Source organism: Microbulbifer sp. JSM ZJ756 (assembly GCF_044383805.1).
Lineage (GTDB): Bacteria > Pseudomonadota > Gammaproteobacteria > Pseudomonadales > Cellvibrionaceae > Microbulbifer > Microbulbifer zhoushanensis.
Genome location: NZ_JBISER010000001.1, coordinates 624,206 through 643,609, shown reverse-complemented (window position 1 = coordinate 643,609; position 19,404 = coordinate 624,206). Strand labels below are relative to the sequence as shown.

Here is a 19,404-nt window from a genome sequence, read left to right as displayed (position 1 = left end):
GACTTGGCACTCAGCCGGGCTCGACAACCTTGTGGCCGGCTGACTGCCAGGCGCCCATGGAGCCCAGGAATACATCGACATTCTGGAAACCGGCGCGTAGCAACACCGACGCGGCGACAGTTGCCCGGGCACCGCTGGCGCACATGACGGTGTAATGCCGGTCCCGGGCAAGCCTGTCCATCTCCTGTGGCAGTTTGCCTACGTAGATCGTTTCGGCACCCTTGATGATGCCCTGTTCCACTTCGCCCTTGCCACGCACATCCAGCAGGGCCCAGTTGGCCTCTCCCTTGTCGATCCTTTTCTGCACGCCATCCGCGTCGATTACCTGCACGCGCTCGAAAGGGCGCGCGCCTGCCGCCCAGCCGGGCATGGCGGCATCCAGGTAGCCGAGGATGCAGTCGTAGCCAATACGCGCCAGGTTACGGGCCGCCTCTTCAGCCTGGGCCGCACTGTCCGCAACCAGTATCAGCTCATCGTTTTCATCCAGGAACCAGCCGGCAAAGGCCGTGATCATATCCACGGGCAGGGCGAGGCTGCCGGGAATATGGGCACCGAGGAAAGGCGCGATCCCCCGGACATCCACCAGCGTCCCCTTGCGGGACAGCTCCTCGAACGCCTGCATGTCCAGCACCCGTGGGGTAACGACGGATGCGACGGGCGCGGCGCCTTCGAGATTCAGGCGCTCCATCACACGGAAATAGGGCGGCTGGTAGTGGTGCTCATTGACTTTGCGCTTTACGAACTCGTCCCGCTTTTCAATTCCCAGCATCGGGTTGTTCCGGCGCTCGTAACCAATCGTGGAAAAATCCCGGTCAGCCATATTGTCGCCGCATACAGAACCGGCGCCGTGAGCGGGGTAGACAATCGCCTGGTCGCCAAGCCCTGTAATTTTCTTCAGACTGTCATAGAGGTTGCCGGCCACCTCCTCGGCGCGATCGGGATAAAAATCCGTGCGCCCGACATCGCCGACAAATAGTGCGTCGCCAGTGAAGACGCCCACTGCTTCATCGCCGAAGTTGTCGTCGTAAATTGCAAACGACAGACTGTCGTCAGTGTGTCCCGGCGTTTCCAGCACCGCAACTCGCATGTGGCCAAAGGTAAAAGAGTCGCCCTCTCGAACGGTATCGGCATAGACAACGTCATCTGCGGGATTGGGGCCGTGGTGGACCGGGGCGCCGGTGATGCCCGACAGGATGGGGGCGCCGGAAATGAGGTCCTCGTTGCGGTGGGTTTCGAAAATATGGGTAATTCGGCACCCCTTTTCGCGGGCCATCTTTGCGTAGATTTCGCAGTCGCGGCGCGGGTCGATGACAGCTGCTTCGCTGCCATCGCCGATCAGGTAGGAAATCTGTGCCAGGCCGGGTGACTTGATCGATTCGACAAACATTGGACCTCCAGTAAGTGGTCGGTGTCGGGTTCGCGGCCGGTGCGAACTCGCCCGCGGAGAATGTGCCCAGTAGCCTAATAAACTGCAGGGAGAATGTGCAAACAGGATGATTTTTCCAGAGAGTCGATGTAAAAGTTTAATTCAGGTATCGGCACATGCTGCGAACTACTGCCCTGCCGGCTTAAACCGCTGCTGGAGAGCGTCCCTCTATGGCCGCTCCCATACACCCGGTAATTAGGGCGATTGAAAAATACAATGAAAAGGGCCCGCCAGCATGACGGGCCCGAGGGACTCGTGCGGGAGCCTAGGAATGTTCCGGCGTGGAATTTTCGCTCGGTGAGGACGCCGCTTCCCCCGCGTCGATTTTCCGGAGGAACTCGAGCATCTTTTCGTTGACTGCTTGCGGCTGCTCCAGTGCCGTCAGGTGCCCGGCCTTGGCGATCATCTCCAGTCGCGCCCCCTCGATACTGTCGGCAATTTCCCTGGACAGGTGTGGTGGCAGGGAGCGGTCGTCGTCGCCGACAATCACAAGTGTCGGCTTCTCTATCAGTCCCAGTCGGGAAAGCAGTGAGTCGCGCCTGCAGAGGGCATTGACGCCGTGGGCAATGGTAGGCATTGGTACGCGGGCAAATTCTTCCTGCCATTCATTTACCAGGTCGCGCTTGTTGACGAGCGTGAAGTCACCGAACATCAGCTTGTTTACCTGCGGTAACAGCAACCGGATCCCGAAGATGCGCGCCGCGAGAACCATGAGGCGGTAGCGAAGCTGTTTGAGCATTTTTTCCGGCCCCGCGTGGGTATCCATAAGGATAAGGCCCCTGACCCGCTGTGGTGCCTTGACCGCCGCCCGTAGTGCGATCATGCCGCCGATGGAGAGGCCCGCCCAGATGGCGCTGTCGATCCCCTCACGGTCCAGCACCGCGAGCGCATCCTCCATCAGGTCGTAGATACTGAACGGTTGCTGCGGAACTGATGACTTGCCGTGGCCGCGAATATCCACGGTGATGACGGTGTAGTGCTCGGCAAGTGCCTCCACCTGCTCGCGCCACATGGCGCCCGAGCACAGGAAGCTATGGAGAAGTACCAGGGCGGGCCCGCTGCCCTGGATCTCGTAGTGAAGGGCGAGGCTGTCTCTCTGAACGACTGGCATGGCTGCATCCTTTCTCTGTGTGTTTTCGACATGATATCGGGTCCGGTTACCGGTTGCCTGTTCTCCTGCAGCCGCCGGTCCATTACCCGGAATCAGGGCACGGGCACGGCCGCCAGCAGTATCATGCCGGGACAGCCGCTGGGCATCTGCGAACGCCGTCGTGGTGGCGAAGCACCGGGTATTTGTGGCCTGCGCGGAAATGATGATTGGAGTGGCGCGAAAGCTCAAACAGCGACACGTGCCCACTCTGATGGCTGGCGCTCCAGGAGTGCGCCGGCGTCACCCCTCCGTTGCGACCGCATGCCAGCTGCCCGTGGCAGGGCCCGTAGTGCTTAATGTAGTTGACAGTTTCAGGCAGCAGGAAGCCTGTCAACGCAGCGAGCACCAAATACAGCAGTGCCCTGGTACCGGACCGCGTGCCGAGGACGATCCACAGCGCGGGCTGGACCAGTTGGCAGGGCACTTTGTGGCTGTTCAGGCCAAATGGTGATTGGCCGCGCCAGCGGAGAGCCGGGCAACTCAGTCGGCATCCGCGCGGCGCTATCGGGTCCGCTACTGTCTTATCTCCTGTCGGCGCATGGGCATGCTGTCGATACGTTCGAAGAGCCCCTCAAGGTCGAGTTTCCGGTAGCGCACCTTCACCGTCCCGTCCTTGCCGATCAGGACCACTGTGGCACCGGGGATTTCGTCGCCAAAATAGCGCTGTGCCAGTGCCTCTCCGAACCCGGGTGCCAGCGGTCCGGCATAGTTGGTCTCGATCGCCGGCGGCGTCAGCCGAAACCACACCAGGTCGCGCTCGGCTGTTTCGACGCGCGCCTCGCGCAGCCGCTGCGGGTAACCAGCAGTTGCGGGGACGCCACTGATCAGTAGTACCCGCTTGTGCGACACGAGCGACGACAGGTCCTTGAGCGGCGGGGGACTGGCGGCAGCTCCGGCTGCCAGCAACAGTGCCAGCACGGCGCCCATCAGTAAGATTGATTTGTTCACACCGCCTCCTCGCATAATAAGCTATCAGCGCTATGTTAGTCCCGGTCGCCTGCACTGCCCAGCGGGCGCACCGGCCGGTCCGGTTTGGCGTACTGCAGCCGGTCCAGGCGCCGGGTGCGGTGGTAGCTGTCCAGGCCGCTCACCGCCACCGTGCCCAGGCGTTCGATATCGATATAGCCATCATTGCGGACGGCCTCGCCCTCTACCTCCAGGTACTCGATTTCCCCGATAACCATCACGGTTCCATTTACCTGCAGGGTCTGGTGCTCTACCAGGCGGCAGGCGAAGCGCAGGCGGCTCTCGGCGACAAACGGGGCGGGGCACACCGGGCAGGTAGCCACGCCAAGGCCGGTGGCGTCGAATTCAGATACCTCCCGCGGGTAGCGGGCGGAAGTCTGGTGGGCCTTCTGCCACATGTCGTCATTGACCTGGTTGACGGTGAACCAGCCGGTGGCCAAAAGATTCTCCAGGGTATGGCGCTCGACACTGTCCGGCCGGTTGATAAAGGCGATCAGGGGCGGGTTGGCCCCCAGGTGCACTATCGAGCTGAACATCGCCAGGTTGGGGTGGCCGCTGGCATCGGCAGTGCCGATCAGGTTGGCGCTCTTGAAGCCGGAAAGGCTGTTGACCAGGTTTACCCGGTACAGTTTTTCCAGCTGGTCAAAATCGGCGCGGTGCCAGTGTCTGGTCTTTTGCAATGCGTCCCCCGGTCATTTGCAGTGGTCGTCGGGGCAGCGGCGCTCCCCGGTCAGTAGTTGAGCGACGCGGTCACGGTGCCGGGCAAAGAAGCGATAAGCCAGGTTGCTGAAGGGGCGGATCGGCCTCCAGCGCAGCCAGCGGACCCAGTGCCCCTTGCCTACACGGGACCAGGTCTCCACGGTCACATCGAGACCGGTGATCACACGTCCATCAGGTAGCTGCGCATGCAATACTGCCATTGCGCGTTCACGGTCGATCTGCGGATAGCGTTCGCTGAAGTCGGCCGAGTTGATGTCGATGAAATTTACGCGATGCCGGGTGTCCCAGCGGCGCAGGTGGCGGATTTCCCGCATGCACAGTGGGCAGCGACCATCGTAAAACATCGTGAATCGGTTATCGGCCAAGGTATCCCCGCGCTTTCCTGTTCTGTGCCGCTCCCATTGAGTTTATATACGCACGCGAGAGTAGCCGGGATCAACCCGCGCCTGGCGGCCTGCCGGCGCATCACGACTGGTTCAACAGGTGCGCGAAAGCGGCAAGCAGCACAATAATCATGGGCATCCACAAAACGGGCGAGGCCAGCCGGCGCAGCGGTTTGTTTGGGGCGTGCCGGAAGTTAGCCCGTTCGGACCAGCCATAGAGCCAGTAGCTGGCCACAAAGACGATGGCGCTGGCCAGTACGGTCAGTAGGGCGAAAGCTGGTTCGACAGAAATTTCACCTGCACCAAAGGCGGCGCTGGCAAGGTGCCCGGCCGCCGCGGCAATGGGGATAACCGCCATGGACAGTCCCCGCCTGATTTTCGACTGGGGGTGCACTTGTTCCTGTCGTTTTCGCATGGGCAAACCACTTTTCGTGTGAGGGGGCAGGACCCGCGAATTTACCAAAGCCCAGTGTAAGTAACCGGGTAGTTGATGGCAAAACCCGGGCCGGCTGCGTTGCTCCGGGCACATTCCAGCGTGCTGCGGGAGCAAACGTGCGCCAATGATCCCGGGATCGCGGGAACGGTGGCCATCCCGATCTAGGCTTTAGGTGTGGAACGCCAGTTGCACTCCAACTGAAGTAGGGAGATATCGGCGTATGGACAGGGCGGGCAGAATTGGTTGGCTGGGGCTGTTTTTGATTGTCGCTGCCGGGGGGGCGCCGCCCGTCACGGCGGAATCCCTGCTCGTGGACAGGCCCTGGATCATGCCGTTCGACGTGAACCAGCGCTTCCGGCCGCAACTCCCGGGCAATACACCGGCCGGTGACCCGAGCCAGCTGGATATCTATGAATTTGCCTGGCAGAGCTTTATTGCCCTGAACTGGCCCTATCGCGAAGGTGGCCTGCGCGGGGAACCGGATCCGCGGGCGCGCCTGGCCCCGATCTCGAATACCTACGATCCCGAGCGTGTCGTGGTATGGGAAACCTATATGTCGCCGGAGACCGTATTCGTCCACCCGCAGCAGTGGCCGGTGGAGTGGGGGCAGCCGGACTTTACCGGCCTGCAACGGGTGGCCCGCCCCCCATGCTACGTGGGGGATTACGCCTACGGTAAGCCCTTTGCCCCGGGTATCAACCAGCCATACACCAACGCCAATGTACCCACCGGCCCGGTGGTGGACCAGAACCGCCGCTACCTGCGGGTCGAGGTCACCCAGAGCCAGCCCTATTTCACCTATATCAAGCAGTTCGGTTACTACGATGCCGATACCCAGGCGCAGGTGGTGCAGGATTACATCGACTACGCCGATGCCAACAATGCCGCGCCGCCGCTGGCAAAACACCCGGGTGACCCGGCCCGGCGTTATTTCCAGCGGGTGCCGGAGGGAACCGAATTTTATATTGATGCATTGCCTCCCTGGGCACAGCAGGGCATGACCGAGGTGAAGGCGGCCTGGAAGGTACTGAAGACCGAGGGTGAGGATGCCGATATTCCCGGCCGCTATTTCCGCCGGGTGCTGCAGTTCCCGTTGCCGGATGGCTCCCTGAGCGAACCCACGTTGATGGGGCTGGTGGGGTTCCATATTCACCGGGTGACGCCGTTTGGTCACCTGCCATCCACTTTCGAGCATATCGATAACGTAAAAGTGGGCAGGAAGCTGTTCGATACACTGCCGCAACCGGCGCGCCCGGCCCTCAATCCCGGTGGGGTCAATGGCCGCCCGGCCCGCTATCCCAATGGCTACGAGGTGAACGGCGAGGGCGGGGTGGCCAATGTTATCCCGTTACCGTACAAGGCGGGCGAAGCATTGGTACCGCAGCAAGAGCGGGAAATGGTCAATGTCTCCAGGGTAACCCCGATCCCGCCGGATGTGCAGCTGGTGAATTACAAATACCAGGCGCTGCTGAAGGACAGCGTCTGGTCCTACTACCAGTTGATCGGGACCCAGAATAAGAACCTGCGTGAGCCCAACCCGCACCTGGGTCCCGGTATCCCGGGGCCGCAGCACTCCAATGTGCAGAACCTGGTGAACACCACCCTGGAAACCTATACCCAGAAGGGCTTCAGCTGTGCCCGTTGCCACCTGAACGCCTTCCCGCACGGCGTGGAGAGCTTCCCGCCCTACGAGGCGCGTTTCGAGAACCTGCACGTGATGAGCTTCCTGCTACTGAATGCCAAGCCCGGCAGCCAGCCCCCGGGAAACTTCCAGTGCCTGGAACCTGGGTATTGAGTGGACGCAGCTGGCAACCCGCTCAGGCGGGGCTGAGCACTGCGCGCACAGCCTCTTCAAGGTTTGCCACACAGGCCCGCGGCGTGGCCATCAGGGCATGGTAGGTAGTGTCCTGGCGCCTGACCCAGACTGCATTGAGTCCGGCTTCAATGGCGCCATTGGTGTCCCAGGCATGGGCCGCGACCAGGGTGGCCTGCTCCGGTGCAACGCCCGCCCGCGCAGCGGCCTGCCGATATACCTGTGCCATGGGTTTCCATACGCGAAATTCCTCGATGGAGACGATATCGTCCACCAGAGATTCGAGTCCCGCCTCCTGTACCAGCTTCTCGGTATTGTCACGTGAGCCGTTGGTCAGCAGTATCGCCCGGGTATCGGCGCTTGCCCGCACCCGCTCGAGCGCCGGGCGCACATCCGGGTGCGCGGGCAGCCGTGAGAATTCACCCAGGATGCGCTCGACCCGGTCATCGTTCACAGGACTGCCGGCGTTGGTGAGCACAACTTCCAGGGTCGCGCGAGCTATCGTCGGGAAGGGCTGGAACCTGCCGGCGGCCGACAGGGCAAAAGCATCCCGCAGCAACTGTGTGAAAAATAGCGGTGCTGTCTGCTCCGGCAGGCCCAGCTTGGAAAAGCGGTCGTGCAATGGAGCCAGAGAGAACAGGGTTTCTATCACATCAAAAAAAATAACGCGGCCGGACATTGTGGCTCCCGTTTTCCAGTTCACCTGGGTATTGCCCGGGCTTGACTGCAGCTACGCGGGCAGTGAGCAGGCTGGCAGGGCTTCCAGGCATGCCTGTCAGTCAAACAACCAGTGTCGAATGAGCTTTGTGTAGCGGGGCATGATCACATAGACCATCAGGAACACGATACTCCCGGTGAGCACGAAAGTGTCCAGTAGCCGGTTTTCGGGAGATCCTGCTGCACGCAATGCCGGCAAAATCAACAACGGCATGCCGAGTACCAGGGGATAGATTACCGACCAGGTCGCGAGGAACTGCTTCCAGCGGGTGGGTAACTGCGCCCTGGCGCCACTGGGGGTGAACCAGAAATCGAGACCACTGCTGATATAAAAATCATCGCCCTCCAGTAACAAAGGCTGGACCTGGTCTATCAGCCGTTGCCGATCCCCGGAGTCCATCCATGCCTGCAGGTGTGCCTTGGTGTCGAAGCGGATCACCACGGTAAAGGTGGAAGTGATTCCGGGGATCGGACGAATGATACTCCAGTCCAGGTGACCCGGATATGCTTTGCACTTGGGTGCAATTTCATCCAGCCACTGCTCATAGGCAGCCTGGTGTTCTTCGCACACACGGTGGGTGATTACTGCAGTTGCTCCCGGGTCCTCCGTATCTTTCGATCCTGATTCTATTTCCATTGGACGTTAAGCCCCGTTCAAGGTTCGTGGATTTGGGAGGCAATGTCCCGCCCCCGGGGAAAATCCTGACCAAACAGGGGGGAGCACAGTCGGTTATAGAGTGATTTTCCGGGGAGTTGCATGTAGCAAGGCCTGGCTCCCGTCCCACTGGGTACATATAGCAAGAATATGTCGCATCAGTAGCGTGTGGTGGCTCCCTGATGAATTAGCAGCCAGTGATGCTTTCCCGCAAATGCCGTATCGCTTCCGCCGATCGGCAACCAGGAAATTGCACTAAATTTGCTAGCAGGGCCGTGGGTTCTGCAGGTGCACACTTACCTGTCCCGCAGCGGAGGCGGGGGAAACAGGCGCCGGCAGGCACGGGAGATAGCTGTTGCCGATTACCGGGCCAGCTGGAATGACTCAGGCATCGGCCTTCTTCTGCAATTCCGCCAGTACTGCCTCCGGGCGGATCGGGATCTCGCGCATGCGCACGCCCACCGCCGCGAAAATGGCATTGCCGATTGCGGGACCTACTACCGTGGTGGCGGGTTCCCCCAGGCCCACAGCGGTTTCGGTACTGTCCACAAACTCCATCTCGATTTCGGGGACATCGCGCATCCGCAGCGGGGTGTAGGTGTTCAGGTTGTTATCCACCACGTTGCCATCCCTGAAGGTGGTGCCCTCGTAAAGGGCCATGCTCATGCCCCAGAGGGCTGCGCCCTCAACCTGTGCACGGGCGCCGTCGGGATGCACGATGGTGCCGGCATCGGTCACCAGGGTGAGTTTTTCCACCGTAGGGCGACCGCTCTCCCGGTCCACCCGGACGCGGGCCACACAGGCGGTCCAGGTGGGCATGTTGCGTTCCTGGCCGTAGGTGGTGGCCACACCGAGGGCGGTGTCCGCCGGCATCTCTTCGCCCCAGCCGGAGATTTCCCGTACCCGCCGCAGCACATTGGCCTGGCGCGCGGCACCGCCCACCGAATTGGGCGCGCTGCCGGCATTGCGGCCCTCGGCCTTCAGCCGCTGCAGGCGAAACTCCAGCGGATCCTCGCCGGCCTTGTGTGCCGCCTCGTCGATGGCACTCTCCAGTGCCCAGTTGACCCAGCCGGAGCCCACCGCGCGCAACCACCCCGGGCGGAAAGTATCGTTGGCCAGGTCATTGGGGATGGCCCTTACCCGGTGCCCGTCCATGCTGTACCAGTGCAGGGCGCCCTGGATGGCGAAGGGATCGTACTTGCCGTTGACCCCCTCGGCCATAAACCCCGGTGCCATCACCTGGGTGGGCCAGCCGGCGGTGGCGTGGTGCTCCATCGCCGTGATCCTGCCGTCGTCGTCAAAGGCCATGCGTACCCGTTGCACCGACGGCGAACGGATGGAATCGAACAGCGTGTCGTCCTCCCGGGTGAGGACCATTTTTACCGGCCGGCCCAGGGCCTTGGCCGCCAGGGCGGCGGGCACGGCGTAGTCCCCGTTCAGGCGCCGCCCAAAACCACCCCCCAGCATGTAGGTGCGCATGACGATACGGTCTTCGGGCACCCCGAGCGCCTTGGACAGCACAGGCAGAATCAGCGACTGCCACTGGTTGCCGGTATGGATCTCCCAGCGTCCGTCTTTTTCCCTGGCGACGGCATTGACCGGCTCCAGCTGGAAGTGCAAAACCCCGTGGGTGATATATTCGGATTCCAGGGTGTCCGCGGCATTGCTGAAGGCGCCGTCCACGTCTCCCTCGTCCAGCACCAGTACCCCCTGGTCGGCGGTACCGATGAGCTCGCGGCCGCGATCCAGCAGTGCCTGCTCATCCACACCGGCGGTCTTGCCGGCAGACCAGTTCACCTTGATCCGATCCACCGCCAGGTTGGCGGCATGGAAGCTGTCGGCGATCACCATTCCCCAGCCTGGCACGGTGCCGGAAGGGTCTTCCAGTGTAATCGTCTGGCGATAGCCGGGTATCTCCTTCGCGGCGCTGTCATCGATGCTCTTGATGGCGGACCCATAGCGGGTCGGGGGGATAATGGGGCGGCCGTAGACCATGCCCTCAAGGCTGGCGTCCAGGCCATATAGGGTGCTGCCGTCTGCCTTGCCGGGGATATCCAGCGCCCGGGTTTGCCCGCCGATAATGCGCCTCTCGGAGGCTGGCTTTATCGGCATCTGCTTGAGCTCCTCGTCGGTGAAACTGCGGCTGATATTGCCGCTGCTGACAAGGTCGGCATAACTGATGGAGCGGCCCCCGCCAATAACCCGGCTGTTGCGTGCCCGGCACTGATCCGGGGGAACACCGAGTTTTTTCGCCCCCTCTTCGATCAGTACCTGGCGTCCGGCGGCTCCGGCCCGGCTCAACGGGGTGAAACTCTGCCATACAGACCAGCTGCCGCCGGTCACCATGTAGCCCCATTTGGGGTCGCTGTCCACGTGGTGCAGTTCCACCAGGTCCCAGTCGGCCTCCAGTTCGTCGGCGACAATCCGGGCCAGCGCGGTGCCGATATGCTGGCCCATCTCGGCCTTGGCGATATTGACGATGATGCGCCCGTCCGGCTGGATCTGGTACCACACGGTGGGCTCGAAGGCACCATCGGCCACGGCCCTGGCCGGATTGGCGAGGCCCAGTGGCGAGCGGGCGAAGGCCAGAGTCAGGCCGGCACCGGCCATACCGATGATAAATCCCCGGCGCCCGGGGGAGGGCAGTTCGGTGTCCGCGTTATCCCTGGTATGCCCCGGGCCCTGCTGGTTCCTGCCGGTCAGGTACTTAAGCATGGCTGGCCTCCCGGTCTTCATCGTTACCCTGCGGCGCGGCGGCCCGGAGGCGACCTGCTGCCATCCTGATGGCCTCGCGGATGCGGATATAGGCCATGCAGCGGCACAGGTTGCCGCTCATCACCTGGTCGATCTGTTCATCGGTGGGATCGGGGAAATCGCGCAGCATGGCCGCCGCCTGCATGATCTGTCCAGGCTGGCAATAACCGCATTGGGGCGTCTGGGCCTCGACCCAGGTCTCCAGCAGGGGGTGGCCGTTTTCCGCCAGCCCCTCGATGGTGGTCACCACGGTATTCTCCACGCTGCTTACCGGGGTGATACAGGCGCGTGTGGCACGGCCATTGACATGCACGGTACAGGCACCACAGAGGCCGATACCGCAGCCGAACTTGGTACCGGTAAACCCGATATCGTCGCGGATGACCCAGAGGAGCGGGGTATCTGCCGGGACATCGACCGTCACCGGCTCGCGGTTGATCTTGAACTTGATAGCCATGCTTATTCCCCTGCCTGTTGCGCTTCGGTTACCTGCGACTGCCGGTGTAATTCGCGTAATTCTTCCACCCGCTGCCGGAGGTTTTTCCATTCCGGCAGGCCGGAGCGCCGCCGCAGGAACTGGGCCAGCGCTACCAGGTCGCTGTCGCTCAGGGCCGCATAGCCCGGCATCACCAGGACAGGGGTACCACTGTCTGTGCCAATGCCCTCGAGCACCACCCGGATCAGGTTAGTGGGGTCCTCGGCGGTTACTGCACTGTTGAGGCTGAGTTCTGCACGCGCTGCCATCGGTTTATCGGCAGCGTTGTAGTGGCAGGCGGCGCAGGCACCGACGTAGAGCATCTCGCCAGCGCTGTGGTCCGTATCGGCACGCTGTTGGGCCGCGGTGATGATTTCGGCGGGCTGAACCTGTTCGGTGCTGTTCTCTTCCCCCGAGAGGGAAACCAGGTAGGTCGCCAGCGCCCGGATATCATCGTCCGCGGCGCGGTTCAGGCCCCGGTGCACGACTTCACCCATGGAACCCACTGCGACCCCGTGATTCGCGGAGAGCCCGCTGCGCAGATACTGGTACAGCGCTTCCTCGTCCCAGTGCACCGGCACCGGCTGGCTCGCGTCCAGCGCCGGTGCATACCAGTTGTCCACCAGCGCCCCGGCGTAGGCCCGGTCCTTCTCCTCGGCGCCCATGGCGTTCCTGGGGGTGTGGCAGGCACTGCAATGGCCGAGGCCCTTGGCCAGGTAGGCGCCCCGGTTCCACTGGTCGCTCTGTGCCGGGTCCGGTTGCCAGGGCTCCGGATCGAAATACATCAGCTTCCAGCCCCACTGCAGGAACCGCTGGTTAAAGGGGAAGCGCAGGGCATTCTCCGGTGGGGTGTGGTCCACCGGCTCTCGCGTCATGAAATACGCGTAGAGGGCGTCCAGGTCCTCGTCGGTGACATTCTTGTAGTGGGTGTAGGGAAAAGCGGGATAGAGGTGCGATCCGTCTGCGGACACGCCCTCGCGCATGGCCCGGAAAAAATCCTCGCGGGACCAGCTGCCGATACCCTGTTGGGGGTGGGGAGTGATATTGGTGGAATAGAGTGTGCCGAACGGGGTGGGAAAGTCGACGCCGCCGGCATAGGGTTTGTCCGCTGACACCGTGTGGCAGGTACTGCAGTTGCCTATGCCGGCGAGTACCTCTCCCGTTTTTACCAGGGCGGGGTCAAACTTGCCTTGGTCTCGCTCGTCATTTGCCGAAGGGGGTGTCCGCCAGCTGGCGAGAGCAATCCCGGCAAAAAGAAAAATACACACCGCTAAAGACAGGCGCTTGGCCATGGTAAGTGCTCCCTGGCATCCGGGTATTCGATTGGACCTGATTCGCTTTGTGGCTCCCTGGCGGCCCGGAACCTAGTGGACCTTGCATCGTTTTATCAATATTTCCCGGGTTCGCTGGTGTCCGGGCCACTGCTACATCGTTACCGACACACGTAGCCGTAGATTGTTACGTCACCTTATAGCATGAAAACGGCAGTGGAAATGTCGTGTATGGGTCCATTCAAACTTCTGGCATCCATATCTACATGCTGCCCCTGTCCGTTGAACCGGGTGCCCGACTACACCAGTGTTGGTGTCATTGATTTAACCTATGACATTCATTGGCGTCTATTGCCGCCTGAATTTTCTTTTGCTGCTTCTTTCAGCTCTCTCGTCCGGAATCTTTCTTATATTTCTTACCGGTATGCAGTCTGCTATTCCGGAGGAGAACACCGCCATGTTTCATAAAACGATATCCCGTTGCGGGGCGTTTGCATTAGCACTCGCATTGCTGAACCCATACGGACCGGCACAAGCCCAGGATCCACCACAACCCGGGCAACCGAAATCCAACCAGTTCTGGTGGCCCGACCAGCTCGACCTGTCGCCCCTGCGAGCCCATGGTGAGGCGTCCAATCCATTAGGCGCCGATTTTAATTACGCCGAGGCGTTTAACAGTCTCGACCTCAAGCAGGTCAAAAGCGATATAGAAAAGACGTTGAAAACCTCGCAGGACTGGTGGCCGGCAGATTACGGCCACTATGGCCCGTTAATGATTCGTATGGCCTGGCACAGTGCCGGTACCTACCGCGTGGCGGATGGTCGTGGCGGCGCCGGCGGGGGCCAGCAGCGATTCGATCCCCTTAACAGCTGGCCCGATAACGCCAATCTGGACAAGGCGCGACGCCTGCTGTGGCCAGTCAAGCAGAAATACGGTGAAGCGCTGTCATGGGCCGACCTGATGGTGCTTACCGGTAACGTGGCACTGGAGTCCATGGGCTTCAAGACCTTTGGCTTTGGTGGTGGCCGCGAGGATGACTGGGAGCCCGACCTGGTGTACTGGGGGCCCGAAACAAAGATGCTGGAGCACAAGGAGCGCTTCAAGGATGGCGGGAAACTCCAGAACCCCCTCGCCGCCACTGTGATGGGCCTGATCTACGTCAATCCCGAAGGGCCGGGCAGCAATGGTGATCCGCTGGCTGCAGCCGAAAAAATCCGCTTGTCTTTTGGCCGCATGGCCATGAACGACGAGGAAACCGTGGCACTGATTGCCGGTGGCCATGCCTTCGGCAAGAACCACGGGGCCGTCAAGCCCGACTGTATCGGCCCCGAGCCCGCCGCGGCGCCCATCGAGGCGCAGGGCTTCGGCTGGAAGAACAAGTGCGGTGAGGGCAAGGGCAAGGATACCTTCACCAGCGGCCTGGAGGGCGCCTGGACAGTCAGCCCGATCAAGTGGAGCAACAATTACCTGCAGAACCTGTATAACTTCGAGTGGAAACAGGTGAAGAGCCCGGCCGGGGCAATCCAGTGGATTCCCAAGGATGAGAATGCCAAGAACCTGGTACCGGATGCCCATGACCCCAATAAGCGTCATGCGCCGGTGATGCTGACCACGGACCTGTCACTGAAAAGGGACCCTGCGTACCGCAAGATCTCCGAGCGCTTCAAGAACAACCCGGAAGAGCTGGAGGAGGCCTTTGCCAAGGCCTGGTTCAAGCTGACCCATCGCGACATGGGGCCCAAATCCCGCTACCTGGGCCCGGAAGTACCCGACGAAGACCTTATCTGGCAGGACCCCGTGCCCAAGGTGAATCACAAGCTGGTCAGTGACGGGGATATCCAACAGTTGAAAGCCAAAATACTCGATTCAGGGCTTACTGTTCCCCAGCTGGTCCGCACCGCCTGGGCCTCGGCCTCCACCTTCCGTGGTTCTGACCTCCGCGGTGGCGCCAACGGTGCCCGTATCCGCCTGGAACCGCAGAAAGACTGGCCGGTAAATGATCCGCAGGAGCTTGCCTCTGTGTTGAGCAAGCTGGAGAGCATCCAGCAGGACTTCAACAAATCCGCGTCCGGTGGCAAAAAGGTATCACTGGCGGATGTCATCGTGCTGGGCGGGAATGCCGCGGTTGAGCAGGCAGCTAAAAAAGCCGGCCATAACGTCACCGTGCCCTTCACGGCCGGACGTAGCGATGCCACCCAGGAGATGACCGAAGTGGACTCTATTGCTTTCCTCGAACCCAGGGCGGATGCCTTCCGCAATTTCTATGGCAAGGACAACAGTATGTCCCCAACCGAGATGATGGTGGACCGCGCCGACCAGCTGACGCTGACCGTACCGGAACTGACCGTGCTGGTCGGCGGGATGCGGGCGCTGGATGCCAACACCGGAGGCGTAAAACACGGTGTATTCACGGACAAGCCCGGTACCCTCACCAACGACTTCTTCGTCAACCTGCTGACCATGGATACCGAGTGGTCCAAGTCCTCGAAAGGGGAGGGCATCTACGAAGGCAAGGATCGCAAGAGTGGCAAAGTTAAGTGGACCGCCACCCCGGTCGACCTGATCTTTGGCTCCAACTCCGAGTTGCGGGCCGTGGCTGAGGTCTACGCCACGGAGAATGGCGAGAAGCGGTTTGTGAATGACTTTGTGGATGCCTGGGTGAAAGTGATGAACCTGGATCGGTTTGATAAACCGAAAGATGGTTCGCAGCAGACCGCAGGCAGGTGACTGCTGGGCGGGCAGGGGGCCGAAAGGCCCCTTTTTTGTTTCCTTGACTTTAGGGCGGCAGGTTGTAAACGCAAAAGGCAGCTGCGCTATTCCCGACTCCTTCTTGACGCGGCGGGAAGTCATAGCTTCCCGCCCAATGCTTTCCGCTGAATTTACCAATCGCCTTTATTGTCAATCCGGAGCAGTAAGCTGTTCGCGTGTCGGGACGGATAAAACCATGCCGCAAGTGCCACGGCCGTTAATTGGAAGTCCAATGCCTAAGTAACGCAGCTGCAACGTCGCTACTTTTTGCTAGATTGCTCAACATAAAGAACCAGGTAAAAGCCGCTGTGAAGCTGCCGCCGGCCATACACAGCCCGTCGGTTGTGGCTGGCGAGGGGAAACCAAACCCTGTTTAATTTCTGAACACGGTCACCGCTGGATACTGCCTGAGCGGACCGGCTCAATTCTGCTTGTATTCCCACCAAGTCAAGACTGCACTTTTATTGATATCTCATTAGAATGCGCGCCCATTTACCCGTTTGGAGACTTCTGAATGGGTGCCAGTGTTGTTGTTTGAGGTTGTATGATCGTATTTACCCTTATTAATGAAGTGACGGACGATGTCTGGGTTGGCACCGCGCGCGAGGGTGTGTCACCGGAAGCCCGGTTCAGGCAGTTTCAGGATGCGCTTGAGCTGGGGATTGACCATCCCTTTTATAAGGAACTAAAGGAATTTGGCCCGGATGCTTTCTCGGTGAACCTGTTCGCAGCGGCGGAAGATGCGGCAGAACTGAAGATGCTCCTGGAGGAGGCGCTGGAGGCCTATGGGGGGAAAAGCCTTGCGGGCATAAAAACGGTCCGACCCGGCACCACCAAAGCGGCCCTGGCGCCACGGCCCAAGCCCGGGTCCAGAACCTCCGCCTCCAGAAAGACCAAGACAGAAAGTAGCTCCAATTCCAAAGTTGCCACCAGGGTGGTCAAGGAAAAGCTGCCGAGTGGCCGTACCGGCAGCGCCGCCAAGGAAAAGAAGATCAGGGAGGCCATCGAGGCCGAGAAGGCGGCCATCGCAGCTGCCAGGGCAAAGCGGGCCGAGGAAGAGGCCGCTGAGATGAAAGCGATCCTGGCGGGACTTGACGCCCGGGGTTCAACCCTCAGGAAGCGTTGAGTTAGGTCTCAATGCCGGGGCCATGCCTGGGCCGCGGTCCTGCAGGCAAAAAAAAGCCCCGCGATGCGGGGCTTTTTCATTTCAGGCCAGGCTAGCGCTTAAACACTCACTTCCTGAATCTCGGTCGCGGCGATCCGCTTGCCTTCCTCGGCAGACTTCTGGAACTCCTCGATCTGGTCGAAATTCATGTAGCGGTAGATCTCTGCCGCCATGGAATTGATGTTGTTGGCGTACTTCATGTACTCGTCGGGCGTGGGCAGTTTGCCCAGGATGGCGCCCACAGAGGCCAGCTCCGCGCTGGTCAGGTACACGTTGGCACCGTCGCCCAGGCGGTTGGGGAAGTTGCGGGTGGAGGTGGACAGCACGGTGCTGTTGGCCGCCACGCGCGCCTGGTTACCCATGCACAGGGAGCAGCCCGGCATCTCGGTGCGGGCACCGGAAGCGCCGTAGATGTTGTAGTAGCCTTCCTCCATCAGCTGGTGCTCGTCCATCTTGGTGGGCGGAGCGATCCACATGCGGGTGGGGATGCTGCCCTTGTGCTGGGACAGCAGCTTGCCCGCGGCGCGGAAGTGACCGATGTTGGTCATGCAGGAACCCAGGAACACCTCGTCTACCTTGTCGCCGGCTACTTCGGACAGCAGGCGGGCATCGTCCGGGTCGTTCGGGGCGCACACGATGGGCTCCTTGACCTCGGCCAGGTCGATCTCGATCACCTCGGCGTACTCGGCGTCCTTGTCGGCTTCCATCAGCTCCGGGTTTTCCAGCCACTCTTCCATGGCGCGCGCGCGGCGCTCCAGGGTGCGGGCAGAGCCGTAGCCCTCGGCGATCATCCAGCGCAGCAGGGTGATATTGGAGCGCAGGTACTCGGCAATGGTGTCCTTGGACAGCTTGATGGTACAGCCGGCGGCGGAGCGCTCGGCAGAGGCGTCGGACAGCTCGAAGGCCTGCTCCACGGTCAGGTTCTCGAGGCCCTCGATCTCGAGGATGCGGCCGGAGAAGGCGTTCTTCTTGCCCTTCTTTTCAACGGTCAGCAGACCCTGCTGGATGCCGTAGTAGGGGATTGCATGGACCAGGTCACGCAGGGTAATACCCGGCTGCAGCTCACCCTTGAAGCGCACCAGCACGGATTCCGGCATATCCAGCGGCATTACGCCGGTAGCCGCGGCAAAGGCCACCAGGCCGGAACCGGCCGGGAAGGAGATGCCCATCGGGAAGCGCGTGTGGGAGTCGCCGCCGGTGCCCACGGTGTCGGGCAGCAGCATACGGTTCAGCCAGCTGTGGATGATGCCGTCCGCCGGGCGCAGGGAAACGCCGCCGCGGTTCATGATGAAGTCCGGCAGTTTGTGCTGGGTGTCGATGTCCACCGGCTTCGGGTAGGCGGCGGTGTGGCAGAAAGACTGCATTACCAGGTCGGCCTGGAAGCCCAGGCAGGCCAGGTCTTTCAGCTCGTCGCGGGTCATCGGGCCAGTGGTGTCCTGGGAGCCCACGGTGGTCATCTTCGGCTCGCAGTAGGTGCCCGGGCGCACGCCTTCCATGCCGCAGGCCTTGCCCACCATCTTCTGCGCCAGGGTGAAACCCTTACCGGTGTCGTTGGGCTGCTCCGGCTTGCGGAACAGGTCGGACGGCTCCATGCCCAGCGCCTCGCGAGCGCGGGTGGTCAGGCCACGGCCGATGATCAGGTTGATACGGCCACCGGCCTGGACTTCGTCCAGCAGTACTTCGGACTTCAGTTCGAACTCGGACAGGACCTTGCCGTCCTCGCTCAGGATCTTGCCGTCGTACGGGCGGATCTCGATGATGTCGCCCATGTTCAGGTCGTCGACCGGTGCCTCGAATACCAGTGCGCCGGCATCTTCCATGGTGTTATAGAAGATCGGGGCCACCTTGCCACCGATGCAGATGCCGCCGGCCTTTTTGTTGGGTACGCCGGGCATGTCTTCGCCGAAGTACCACAGCACGGAGTTGGTGGCAGATTTACGGGAGGAGCCGGTGCCGACCACGTCGCCCACGAAGGCGACCGGCATGCCCTTGGCTTTCACTTCCTCGATCTGCTTCAGCGGGCCGGTAACGCCCGGCTCTTCCGGCTCCAGGCCGTCGCGCTTCATCTTGTACATGGCCAGCGCGTGCAGCGGGATGTCCGGGCGGGACCAGGCATCCGGGGCAGGGGAGAGGTCATCGGTGTTGGTTTCGCCGGTTACCTTGAACACGGCAACCTTGATGCTTTCCGGTACTTTGTTGCGCTTGGTGAACCATTCGCCCTCGGCCCAGGACTGCATCACCTCTTTGGCGTGCTCGTTGCCGGCCTTGGCTTTCTCTTCCACATCGTGGAAGGCGTCGAACATCAGCAGGGTGCCTTTCAGTTGCTCGGCTGCCAGTCCGGCCAGGTCGCCGTCGTCCAGCAGGTCCACCAGGGTGGAGATGTTGTAGCCGCCCAGCATCTGGCCCAGCAGCTTGGTAGCGTGTTCACGGTCGATCAGCGGGGATTCTGCCTCGCCCTTGACGATGGCGGAGAGGAAGCCGGCTTTCACGTAAGCGGCCTCGTCCACACCCGGCGGTACGCGGTGGGTGATCAGGTCGACCAGTTCCTGTTCCTCGCCGGCCGGCGGGTTCTTCAGCAGCTCAACCAGCCCGGCCACTTGTTCGGCGTCCAGGGGCTTGGGCGGAATACCCTGTTCGGCGCGTTCGGCGACGTGTTTGCGATAGGCTTCAAGCACGGATAAGTCCCTCTTTGTGTGTGGGGTGGACCAACAGCTGGTGGAATTC

At 61.5% G+C, this 19,404-nt stretch carries 15 protein-coding genes; 3 read left to right on the top strand and 12 right to left on the bottom strand.

Annotated elements, in window-relative coordinates; all coding sequences use genetic code 11:
• Nucleotides 1–10 precede the first annotated feature (10 nt).
• The 6 genes from ACH6CX_RS02900 to ACH6CX_RS02875 all read right to left on the bottom strand — a co-directional run bounded on the left by ACH6CX_RS02900 (nt 11) and on the right by ACH6CX_RS02875 (nt 5,060).
• The gene (locus ACH6CX_RS02900) at nt 11–1,387 is read right to left on the bottom strand and encodes a rhodanese-like domain-containing protein (RefSeq protein WP_334079010.1); all 1,377 of its coding nucleotides are present in this window, start codon (nt 1,385–1,387) and stop codon (nt 11–13) included.
• Between the two features lie 304 nt (nt 1,388–1,691).
• Nucleotides 1,692–2,537: an alpha/beta fold hydrolase gene (locus ACH6CX_RS02895; protein ID WP_237061708.1), complete on the bottom strand. Its 846-nt coding sequence runs from the start codon at nt 2,535–2,537 to the stop codon at nt 1,692–1,694.
• Nucleotides 2,538–3,089: 552 nt separating this feature from the next.
• The gene (locus ACH6CX_RS02890; RefSeq protein WP_237061706.1) at nt 3,090–3,524 is read right to left on the bottom strand and encodes a DUF4174 domain-containing protein; all 435 of its coding nucleotides are present in this window, start codon (nt 3,522–3,524) and stop codon (nt 3,090–3,092) included.
• Nucleotides 3,525–3,559: 35 nt separating this feature from the next.
• Nucleotides 3,560–4,222, bottom strand: a complete 663-nt coding sequence (locus ACH6CX_RS02885; protein WP_237061705.1) for a flavin reductase family protein — start codon at nt 4,220–4,222, stop codon at nt 3,560–3,562.
• A gap of 12 nt (nt 4,223–4,234) precedes the next feature.
• A complete protein-coding gene (locus ACH6CX_RS02880) occupies nt 4,235–4,627 on the bottom strand; it encodes a thiol-disulfide oxidoreductase DCC family protein (RefSeq protein ID WP_232942862.1) in 393 nt (130 codons plus the stop codon).
• A gap of 100 nt (nt 4,628–4,727) precedes the next feature.
• A complete protein-coding gene (locus ACH6CX_RS02875; RefSeq protein ID WP_237061703.1) occupies nt 4,728–5,060 on the bottom strand; it encodes a hypothetical protein in 333 nt (110 codons plus the stop codon).
• Nucleotides 5,061–5,301: 241 nt separating this feature from the next.
• Here ACH6CX_RS02875 and ACH6CX_RS02870 point away from each other — a divergent pair, with 241 nt between their 5' ends.
• On the top strand, nt 5,302–6,876 hold the full coding sequence (locus ACH6CX_RS02870; protein ID WP_396674727.1) for a hypothetical protein: 1,575 nt from the start codon (nt 5,302–5,304) through the stop codon (nt 6,874–6,876).
• Nucleotides 6,877–6,898: 22 nt separating this feature from the next.
• Here ACH6CX_RS02870 and ACH6CX_RS02865 read toward each other — a convergent pair whose 3' ends face one another.
• From ACH6CX_RS02865 to ACH6CX_RS02845, 5 genes are all read right to left on the bottom strand, one after another.
• Nucleotides 6,899–7,573, bottom strand: a complete 675-nt coding sequence (locus ACH6CX_RS02865) for a haloacid dehalogenase type II (protein ID WP_334079009.1) — start codon at nt 7,571–7,573, stop codon at nt 6,899–6,901.
• 96 nt (nt 7,574–7,669) lie between these two features.
• Nucleotides 7,670–8,248 carry an antibiotic biosynthesis monooxygenase gene (locus tag ACH6CX_RS02860; protein WP_232942858.1) on the bottom strand — a complete coding sequence of 193 codons (579 nt, stop codon included), beginning with the start codon at nt 8,246–8,248 and terminating at the stop codon, nt 7,670–7,672.
• Nucleotides 8,249–8,650: 402 nt separating this feature from the next.
• Nucleotides 8,651–10,981: a molybdopterin cofactor-binding domain-containing protein gene (locus tag ACH6CX_RS02855; protein ID WP_334079007.1), complete on the bottom strand. Its 2,331-nt coding sequence runs from the start codon at nt 10,979–10,981 to the stop codon at nt 8,651–8,653.
• Nucleotides 10,974–11,477: a (2Fe-2S)-binding protein gene (locus ACH6CX_RS02850; RefSeq protein WP_232942856.1), complete on the bottom strand. Its 504-nt coding sequence runs from the start codon at nt 11,475–11,477 to the stop codon at nt 10,974–10,976. Before ACH6CX_RS02850 ends, ACH6CX_RS02855 begins: the two co-directional genes overlap by 8 nt.
• Before the next feature lie 2 nt (nt 11,478–11,479).
• The gene (locus ACH6CX_RS02845; RefSeq protein ID WP_334079006.1) at nt 11,480–12,787 is read right to left on the bottom strand and encodes a cytochrome c; all 1,308 of its coding nucleotides are present in this window, start codon (nt 12,785–12,787) and stop codon (nt 11,480–11,482) included.
• Between the two features lie 436 nt (nt 12,788–13,223).
• Between ACH6CX_RS02845 and katG the strand changes: the two genes are divergently transcribed.
• Both katG and ACH6CX_RS02835 read left to right on the top strand, forming a co-directional pair.
• Nucleotides 13,224–15,494, top strand: a complete 2,271-nt coding sequence (gene katG / locus ACH6CX_RS02840) for a catalase/peroxidase HPI (protein WP_396674723.1) — start codon at nt 13,224–13,226, stop codon at nt 15,492–15,494.
• 565 nt (nt 15,495–16,059) lie between these two features.
• Nucleotides 16,060–16,641: a hypothetical protein gene (locus tag ACH6CX_RS02835; RefSeq protein WP_232942853.1), complete on the top strand. Its 582-nt coding sequence runs from the start codon at nt 16,060–16,062 to the stop codon at nt 16,639–16,641.
• Between the two features lie 98 nt (nt 16,642–16,739).
• On the opposite strand, the gene acnB is transcribed toward ACH6CX_RS02835, so the two are convergent.
• Nucleotides 16,740–19,355 carry a bifunctional aconitate hydratase 2/2-methylisocitrate dehydratase gene (gene acnB / locus ACH6CX_RS02830; RefSeq protein ID WP_232942852.1) on the bottom strand — a complete coding sequence of 872 codons (2,616 nt, stop codon included), beginning with the start codon at nt 19,353–19,355 and terminating at the stop codon, nt 16,740–16,742.
• Nucleotides 19,356–19,404: the final 49 nt, after the last annotated feature.

Excerpts from the sequence above, each read along its gene's own strand:
- ACH6CX_RS02900 (WP_334079010.1), bottom strand. The coding sequence starts at position 1,387 with ATGTTTGTCGAATCGATCAAGTCACCCGGCCTGGCACAGATTTCCTAC.
- ACH6CX_RS02895 (WP_237061708.1), bottom strand. The coding sequence starts at position 2,537 with ATGCCAGTCGTTCAGAGAGACAGCCTCGCCCTTCACTACGAGATCCAG.
- ACH6CX_RS02875 (WP_237061703.1), bottom strand. The coding sequence starts at position 5,060 with ATGCGAAAACGACAGGAACAAGTGCACCCCCAGTCGAAAATCAGGCGG.
- ACH6CX_RS02870 (WP_396674727.1), top strand. The coding sequence starts at position 5,302 with ATGGACAGGGCGGGCAGAATTGGTTGGCTGGGGCTGTTTTTGATTGTC.
- ACH6CX_RS02865 (WP_334079009.1), bottom strand. The coding sequence starts at position 7,573 with ATGTCCGGCCGCGTTATTTTTTTTGATGTGATAGAAACCCTGTTCTCT.
- ACH6CX_RS02860 (WP_232942858.1), bottom strand. The coding sequence starts at position 8,248 with ATGGAAATAGAATCAGGATCGAAAGATACGGAGGACCCGGGAGCAACT.
- ACH6CX_RS02855 (WP_334079007.1), bottom strand. The coding sequence starts at position 10,981 with ATGCTTAAGTACCTGACCGGCAGGAACCAGCAGGGCCCGGGGCATACC.
- ACH6CX_RS02850 (WP_232942856.1), bottom strand. The coding sequence starts at position 11,477 with ATGGCTATCAAGTTCAAGATCAACCGCGAGCCGGTGACGGTCGATGTC.
- ACH6CX_RS02845 (WP_334079006.1), bottom strand. The coding sequence starts at position 12,787 with ATGGCCAAGCGCCTGTCTTTAGCGGTGTGTATTTTTCTTTTTGCCGGG.
- katG (WP_396674723.1), top strand. The coding sequence starts at position 13,224 with ATGTTTCATAAAACGATATCCCGTTGCGGGGCGTTTGCATTAGCACTC.
- ACH6CX_RS02835 (WP_232942853.1), top strand. The coding sequence starts at position 16,060 with ATGATCGTATTTACCCTTATTAATGAAGTGACGGACGATGTCTGGGTT.